6 protein-coding genes are annotated in these 6,761 nt (G+C 67.3%); 2 read left to right on the top strand and 4 right to left on the bottom strand.

Translation table 11 applies throughout. The features are described from left to right. The 3 genes from AB1609_13125 to AB1609_13135 form a co-directional block, all read right to left on the bottom strand. Nucleotides 1–435, bottom strand: a 435-nt coding sequence (locus AB1609_13125) for a CBS domain-containing protein (GenBank protein MEW6047401.1), incomplete at its 3' end; no start/stop codon positions are given. Nucleotides 436–644: 209 nt separating this feature from the next. Further along, nucleotides 645–2,459 (bottom strand): sodium:solute symporter, encoded by a 1,815-nt coding sequence (locus AB1609_13130; GenBank protein MEW6047402.1) that lies wholly within the window; start codon nucleotides 2,457–2,459, stop codon nucleotides 645–647. Nucleotides 2,460–2,533: 74 nt separating this feature from the next. Further along, a complete protein-coding gene (locus AB1609_13135) occupies nucleotides 2,534–2,752 on the bottom strand; it encodes a hypothetical protein (GenBank protein MEW6047403.1) in 219 nt (72 codons plus the stop codon). Between the two features lie 272 nt (nucleotides 2,753–3,024). Between AB1609_13135 and AB1609_13140 the strand changes: the two genes are divergently transcribed. Then, nucleotides 3,025–4,305 carry a histidine kinase gene (locus AB1609_13140; protein MEW6047404.1) on the top strand — a complete coding sequence of 427 codons (1,281 nt, stop codon included), beginning with the start codon at nucleotides 3,025–3,027 and terminating at the stop codon, nucleotides 4,303–4,305. A gap of 18 nt (nucleotides 4,306–4,323) precedes the next feature. Next, on the top strand, nucleotides 4,324–5,118 hold the full coding sequence (locus AB1609_13145) for a LytTR family DNA-binding domain-containing protein (GenBank protein MEW6047405.1): 795 nt from the start codon (nucleotides 4,324–4,326) through the stop codon (nucleotides 5,116–5,118). On the opposite strand, the gene AB1609_13150 is transcribed toward AB1609_13145, so the two are convergent. Next, nucleotides 5,054–6,761, bottom strand: a 1,708-nt coding sequence (locus AB1609_13150) for a cation acetate symporter (GenBank protein ID MEW6047406.1), incomplete at its 5' end; no start/stop codon positions are given. The two genes, AB1609_13145 and AB1609_13150, sit on opposite strands and share 65 nt — an antisense overlap.

Genomic DNA, 6,761 nt, shown 5'->3' on the forward strand with positions numbered 1-6,761 from the left:
GTTGCTGGAAACCACCCCTACCAGGCGACGGCCGGGCCCCAAGGCGCCGGGCAGAGTCCCGGCTTCGTGCCCGGGTGGGGCCGACTCCACCACGGGCAGGTGGTGGATCCCGAGCCGCAGCATGCTGACCAGGGCCTCGATGGCCGGCGCGTCGGGCGGCAAGGTGTGAAGGGGTGAGCTCATGATGCGGGCGACAGGCTGCGCCGGGGAGAGCCCGGTCGCCACCACTTTGCCCCGAAGGTCCCGGTCCGTGACGATCCCGACGGGCTCCTCCCCCTGGGCGATCACCACCACCGAGCCGACCCCGTGAGCCTGCATGAGCCGGGCCGCTTCGGCAATGGAGGTGGACGGCGGGCAGGTCACGGGAGGCCGGCGGATCAGGTCCCGGACGGGGCGGCGAAAGGTGGCGGTGGCCTGAGCCTCCGTGGCTGGCACGGCCTCCCAGGCCTGCGCGCCGGCTGCAGGCACCCGGGCCCAAGCAGGGGGAGGGGCCGGGCCGGGGGATGAGCTCCCCAACCCGGACCCGCTGGTCTGGTGCATTGGCCCCTTGCTTCAGTGGAAGAAGACCAACATGAACAGGATGACGAACACCAGGCTGCCGATCAGCCAGTAATCCTCGCGGGCCACGGACGCTCGCCTCCCTCTTACCGTCGGGCCGCTGCTGCGGCGGCGCCCACCGTGGCGGCCGGACCCACTTCCTCGACCACCAGATGAGTCTCGCGCTCGGCCCGCTCGATCTGGGCCTCACCCAACACCGACAGCCCCGCCTTGAAGCACAGTGCCCACATCATGACGATGCCGCCCAGCCACCATACGATCTGCCACGACCACAGGGGCGGAAAGCCCAGCAACGAGAAAGCGTGGTTGCCGAGAACGGCACCGGGGCCGATGGCGAAGATGTACCATGTGGGCACCACGAACCACATCGCTTTGCGCCACTTGCGCTGGGACTCCGTGGGGCGGTCGATATCCTCCAGCCACTCCCGGACCTCCTTGCGGCGGGCCAGGGCTTCCGGCGCCTCCTTGCCGATGCGGCTGGTGAGCAGGCCGACCACCAGTGCGACCCCCAGGCCCCACCCGGCTGAGTGAATGGTCAGCGGGTACTTCCACGCCGGCACCAGGAGATCGGTGAGGAAGACGGCTGCCACGCCGGCAACCAGTCCCAGCACCGTGCCCAGACCGGTCACCCGCAGGCCGTAGACCACGCCCAAAAGCGGCAGGTACATGAGGGTTCCAAAAGCGGTGGCCAGCCCGCCCAGCATGACCAGCGCCTGCTGGGAGTTGGCGGCGATGATGAAGGCCACGATGGCGATGACCACCGCGAAGATCCGGGCCGTCCAGATCTGTTCGGAGTGGCCGGCGTTGGGCCGGATGTACCGGAAGTACACGTCACGGCACAGGATGGTGGAGCCCGTGCCGATGTACGGCGAGGCCGTGGACTGCATCGCGGCCAGCGCGCCGATGGTCACGAAACCGACCACGACCGGTGGCAGGTAGTGGCTCATCAGCAGGGGCACCACGTCGCTGTCCCTGGTGATACCCAGCGCATCGGTCACCAGGCGCCCGCCCATGCCCTGGATGGCCGTGAAAAAGAACAGGGCGAAGCCCACCACGAAGGTGGAGGCAAAGACCTGCTGCCACGGAAACGGCCTCGGGCTTTTGTTGGAGAAGGACCACATGGTGAAGGCCGGCGACGCCTGGATGCCCATCAGCGAGAACATATAGGTCAGGATCATGGTACCCGTCCAGATGGTGTTGCCAGCCGTGAACTGCATCACTGCCGGGACCTCGAGGAACCTGGACGGCAGCTCTCTGACCTTTTCGCTGAAGGCCGGCCATCCGCCCATCGCGTACAGCACAAAGGCCCCCAGCGTGATGATTCCGGCCACCAGCAAGATCGCCTGCAGCGCGTCCACCCAGGCGATGCTGCGAAGGCCGCCCGCCGCCACATAGAAGACCACGACGGCGGCCAGCAGGATGGACCCCGTCACCACCGGCACGCCGGTGACGTGGTGGAACAGGGCCCCCGACGCCATCAGCTGGACCGCCGAGTAGAAGGCGCTGTACAGGAACGCCACCACCACGACGAGCCAGCGCATGGCCTCGGTGCCGTAGTAGTAAGCGTACATGTCACCCGGGGTGATGAAACCGTAGCGCTTTCCCAACAGCCACTGGCGCTTGGCGAAAAACGCGCCGGTGATGGGGATGGTGAGCACGTAGAACGAGGCGAAGGCATACGCCAGCCCGTCCCGCCAGATCAGCCCTGGATGGCCGATGAAGGTCCACCCGCTGAACGAGGTGGCCGTCGCTGCCAGAATGAAGATCCACATGGGCAGCTGGCGGCCCGCCAGGATGTACTGCCCGGCGGTGGTGGCCATGCGGGCGCCCCGGACGCCCCAATACACGCAGTACGCCCAGTACAGTGCGACGAATAACCAGACCCAGGTTACGGCACTCACGCGTTTCCCTCCTCATGATCGTGCTGGTCAGGGGCCCTCGATCTCATGGAAAGCACTCACGGGTCACGGCCATCTCACGCCTCCTCTCGCTCCTCGTCCATCTCCTCGAGCTTCGCCACCAGCTGGAGCCGCATCTGACGCCACGCCTCCCGGGCCTCCTCCACCGAGCCCTCGTCTTCAATGGTGGAGATGTCGCCCGGGTCCCGTTCCAGGATGACGGCCTTGAAAACCCGGCGCATGTGACACCCCCGCATCGCCGGCACGTTGTGATAAGGGTTGCAATCGCGGCTCACACGCGCCCCCCACGGCGCCGGGTAGGGTATAGATGAACATGGTAACAATTACGAGGATAAAGGCGAACGCGCCGGCCGCGCCAGTCAGATCCGGTGAAGCGCGGCAAGAGAACATTTGTCGGAAGCCTCCCGGGCTTGAACGGCTTCGGCTGCCGCCCTGCCGGCGGTGAACGGCAACTTTCGCGGGGTGATCGGCATTTCCAGCGGGTTGAAACGCGAAGGAGGCTGCCGGGGGAGGGCGAAGGCCGGAGCAGGGCAAGGGGCGTCAAGTCATGCTGGTGGTTGCTGTCCTGGCGGTGCTTTTCATCACAATCGCAGAGGCGGTGTTTTGGGTCGCGGCGATCGGCGAGTTGCCGGGACGCGCCCTGTGGGTGATCGGCCTGTCCAACGGCCTGCTTTCGGCCCTGGTCGCTTACCATGCCATGCGCTTGGCCCCCATCCGGCTGCCCCCCGGGTCAAGCGCCATGCTGGGTTTGGTTCCCGAGTCATTTGAACTATTGAGGCAGGGGCTCAATTCTGACACGGCCTCGAAAGCGGCCCGCATTCTCGACGGCCTTCCCGGGGTCCGCGGGGTGCTGGTGGCCGATCTGCATCAGGTCCTGGGCCTCTCGGGGATATTCGGCCGGGACGAGGCCCTGTCCCGGGCGGCCTTCGAGGCCGTCAAGGGGGGAGGCCTGTGGATTTCGAGGCGGCGCCGGCAGGCGCAAGCCCGGCGCGTCAAGGTGCGCACACCCGGCGGGCCCGTGCGGGAGCTTTTTGCCGTTCCCCTCTCCTGTGGGGGCGAACCGGCTGGATTTGTGGCGGTGGCCGCCGATTATCCCGGGCGTTCCAGCCAGGGGCTTCTGGCAACCCTGGAGGCGGCCGGGCGACTGTTTTCCATGCAAATGGACCTGGGGCAGCTGGACCGCCAGGCGCGGCTGGCCGCCGAGGCGGAGTTGAAAGCCCTGCGGGCCCAGATCAACCCGCACTTCCTCTTCAATGCCCTGCACACCGTCGTGGCTTACATCCGGGAGGATCCGGAGACCGCCCGGCGGCTGCTCATTCGGCTGGCGGATATGTTTCGGCTGGGGATGAGCGTCTCGGGTCACATCATTCCCTTTGCCCAGGAGTACGAGTACATCAAAAACTACCTGTCCATCGAGCAGGCCCGGTTTCGCGATCGCCTCAAGGTCGTCTACGACATCGATCCGCAGGTGTTGGGCGTCGGCATTCCCGCCCTCTCCGTGCAGCCCCTGGTGGAAAACGCGGTCCGGCACGGCATTTCGTCCAAGGAGGGCCCTGGGACCATCCGGATCCGGGCTCGGCTTGACTGGGTGCTGACGCGGCTTTGCGTCAGCGTCGAGGACGATGGCCCCGGTTTTGATCCGGGCCGGCTCGGGGAGATCCCCAAGCCTGGCGGCGTCGCGGGCGACGGGCAGGCGGGAGGCGGAGGCGTGGCGCTGGCCAACATCAGCGAGCGCCTCAAGCGCTTATACGGGCCGGGGTTCAAGCTACACGTGGACTCAAAACCCGGGCATGGCACCCGGGTGCATCTGGCCATTCCCATGCGTTGACAGGGGGTGGGCCTCTTGTTGAAAGCGCTCATCGTGGACGACGAATGGCCCGCCAGGAGGGAGCTTCGCAGACAGCTGGAAAAGTTCAAGGGAGTTCAAGTTGTGGGGGAGGCTGCCTCCGCGCCGGAAGCCTTCGAGCTCATCCAGGCAGTCTGTTACGACATCGTCTTTCTCGACATCCAGATGCCGGGCATCAACGGGCTGGACCTGGCCCGCAGGCTGCAGCAGCAGGGGGGCCGGCCGTTCATCATCTTCACCACCGCCTACCCGCAGTACGCGGTCGACGCGGTCAACGTGGGCGCGGCCGGATACCTTCTCAAGCCCTTCGACGAACACATGCTGACGGCGGTGCTGCGGCGTGTCATGGGTCTGGCCGCCCCCGCGGGTGAATCCCACGGGCCTGCAGCCCGGCCGGCGTGGCCAGCCCAGGCTGGGGCCCGCTCGGGCTGGTCTTTGGAGCGCTTCACCCGCATTCCCGTCGAGCGTGGCGCCAAGATCCTCCTGGTCTCACCCGGCGAGATCGTCTACGTCACGGCTCAGGAGGAGCGCACGTACGTCAAGGTGGGATCCGAGCGGTTCCTGTGCCGGTTCACCCTGCGGGAGACGGAGGAGCGGCTGTCCCCGTTCGGCTTCCTGAAGGTGCACCGCCGCTACCTGGTCAATCTGGAGAAGGTGCGGGAAGTGGTAAGCTACTTCAAGGGTTCCATTGCCCTGGTGACTTCGGATCCCGACCGCACCGAGATCCCCGTCAGCCGTGCCATGGCGCCCCTTGTTCGGGAACGCCTCGGGTTGAAAACGGTGACGAAACGCTAGGAGCCATCCGGCGCTCCTGCGCCGTGCCGTGGATCCGGACCCAAATGGCGTCCAGGTGTCGGGGCCGGCGACCCCGATCCAGCCACGACACGGTGAAGGCGACCGCCAGCACGAGGGGCACCGAGACGAGGGTGGGGAAGGTGAGCGGTATGGCGCCGCTTGCCAGGCCTGGCAGGAGAGGGTGGCCGGTCAGCGTGGCCAGGTTGGAGGCCACGAAGACCAACGCCAACAGGGTGCCCAGTCCCACGCCCGAAAGGAAGCCCGAAAGGGTTGTGCCCTTCCACCAGATGGCCAAGAACAGCCCCGGAACCAGCCCGGAAGCCACCAGCGAGAAGGCCCAGGTCACCATCATCGCGATGAGGGCGGGGTAGGTGGAGAAGGCCGCGATTCGCCTGACCGCCAGGCCGATACCCGCCGACACCACCGCCATCACCATGACCGCCGCCCGGGCCGCCTGGACTCTCACGGCCTCCGGCGCCCGGGGCCGGATAAACTGCTCGAAAAGGTCGTGGCCCAGGGAAGCCGCCCCAACCATGAGCAGACCCCCGATGGTGGAGAGCATGGCCGCAATGGCCCCCGCCGCCACAAAGCCCAGGTAGGCCGAGCCCCCCAGTGTCTGGGCCAGGAACGGCAGCACCATGTCCGCGGAGACCAGCACGCCGTCCACGACCTCAAAGGCCGGGCTCGGTTGCAGAAGGGACGCGGTGAGTCGGGGCACGAGCTGCCGCCCCGCCGCCCCGGCTGCGGCGGCCAGGGCGTAGAAGACGGAAGTCAACACCAGGACGCCCGCGGTGGACCAGCGGGCCATGCGGCCGGTGGGATGGGTGTAGTAGCGCATGATGAGGTGGGGGAGGCCGGAGGTCCCCAGCACCAGTGTGAGCAGCAGCGAAACCTGGTCCAGCGGGCCGTAAAGGGCGCCGGGGCGGGTGAACGTCAGGGTGCGGTCGGCTCCCAGGCGGCTTGTGCGCGGCATGAGCACCACCACCCTCGCATCGGGGTCGCCGAGCTGAGGCTCGATGTGGTGCTGCCAGTACTCGCGGCTCATCACCGACCGGGCTCGTTGGGCCGGGGTGAGGCCGGTCTCGGGGTCCGGCCGGGTCAGGTCGGCAACCCGCCACGGTTCGGCGCTGACCAGCATCTCATCGTGGAGATCGCCGACGGCCCGGCTGTAGTTGAACCCGGCGCCCACCGCGAGGAGCACGACGCTGAGCACGGCTGCAAACAGAAGCCAGAACTGGATGGCCTGGTTCCACGTCGTGCCCCGCATGCCGCCCACAGCGGAATAGACCATCATGACGGCCGCGGTCAGGAGGACCCCCGTGACATAGGCATCCAGGGAACCCAGGCCCCGGCTGGCCACCAGGCTCCAGACGGCGCCGGCACCCATCATTTGCGGGGCCAGGTAGAGGGTAGTGACCAGGAGGACGATGAGGGTGCCGACCAGGCCGGCCGCCCGGCTCTGGAAGCGGGCGGCGAGGAAATCGGGCAGCGTGTACTCGCCAAACCGCCGCAGGGGCGACGCAAAAAACAGGAGCAGGGGCACGAACCCGGCTGCATAGCCGGTTCCAAACCACATGCCATCGAGCCCCCAGGCATAGACGGCCCCGGCCACCCCCAAAAACGAAGCCGCGCTGAAGTAGTCC

It is taken from the genome of Bacillota bacterium, from assembly GCA_040754675.1.
GTDB lineage: Bacteria > Bacillota > Limnochordia > Limnochordales > Geochordaceae > Geochorda.

Coding starts and splice junctions, on each gene's coding strand:
- AB1609_13140 (MEW6047404.1), top strand. CDS start 3,025: ATGCTGGTGGTTGCTGTCCTGGCGGTGCTTTTCATCACAATCGCAGAG.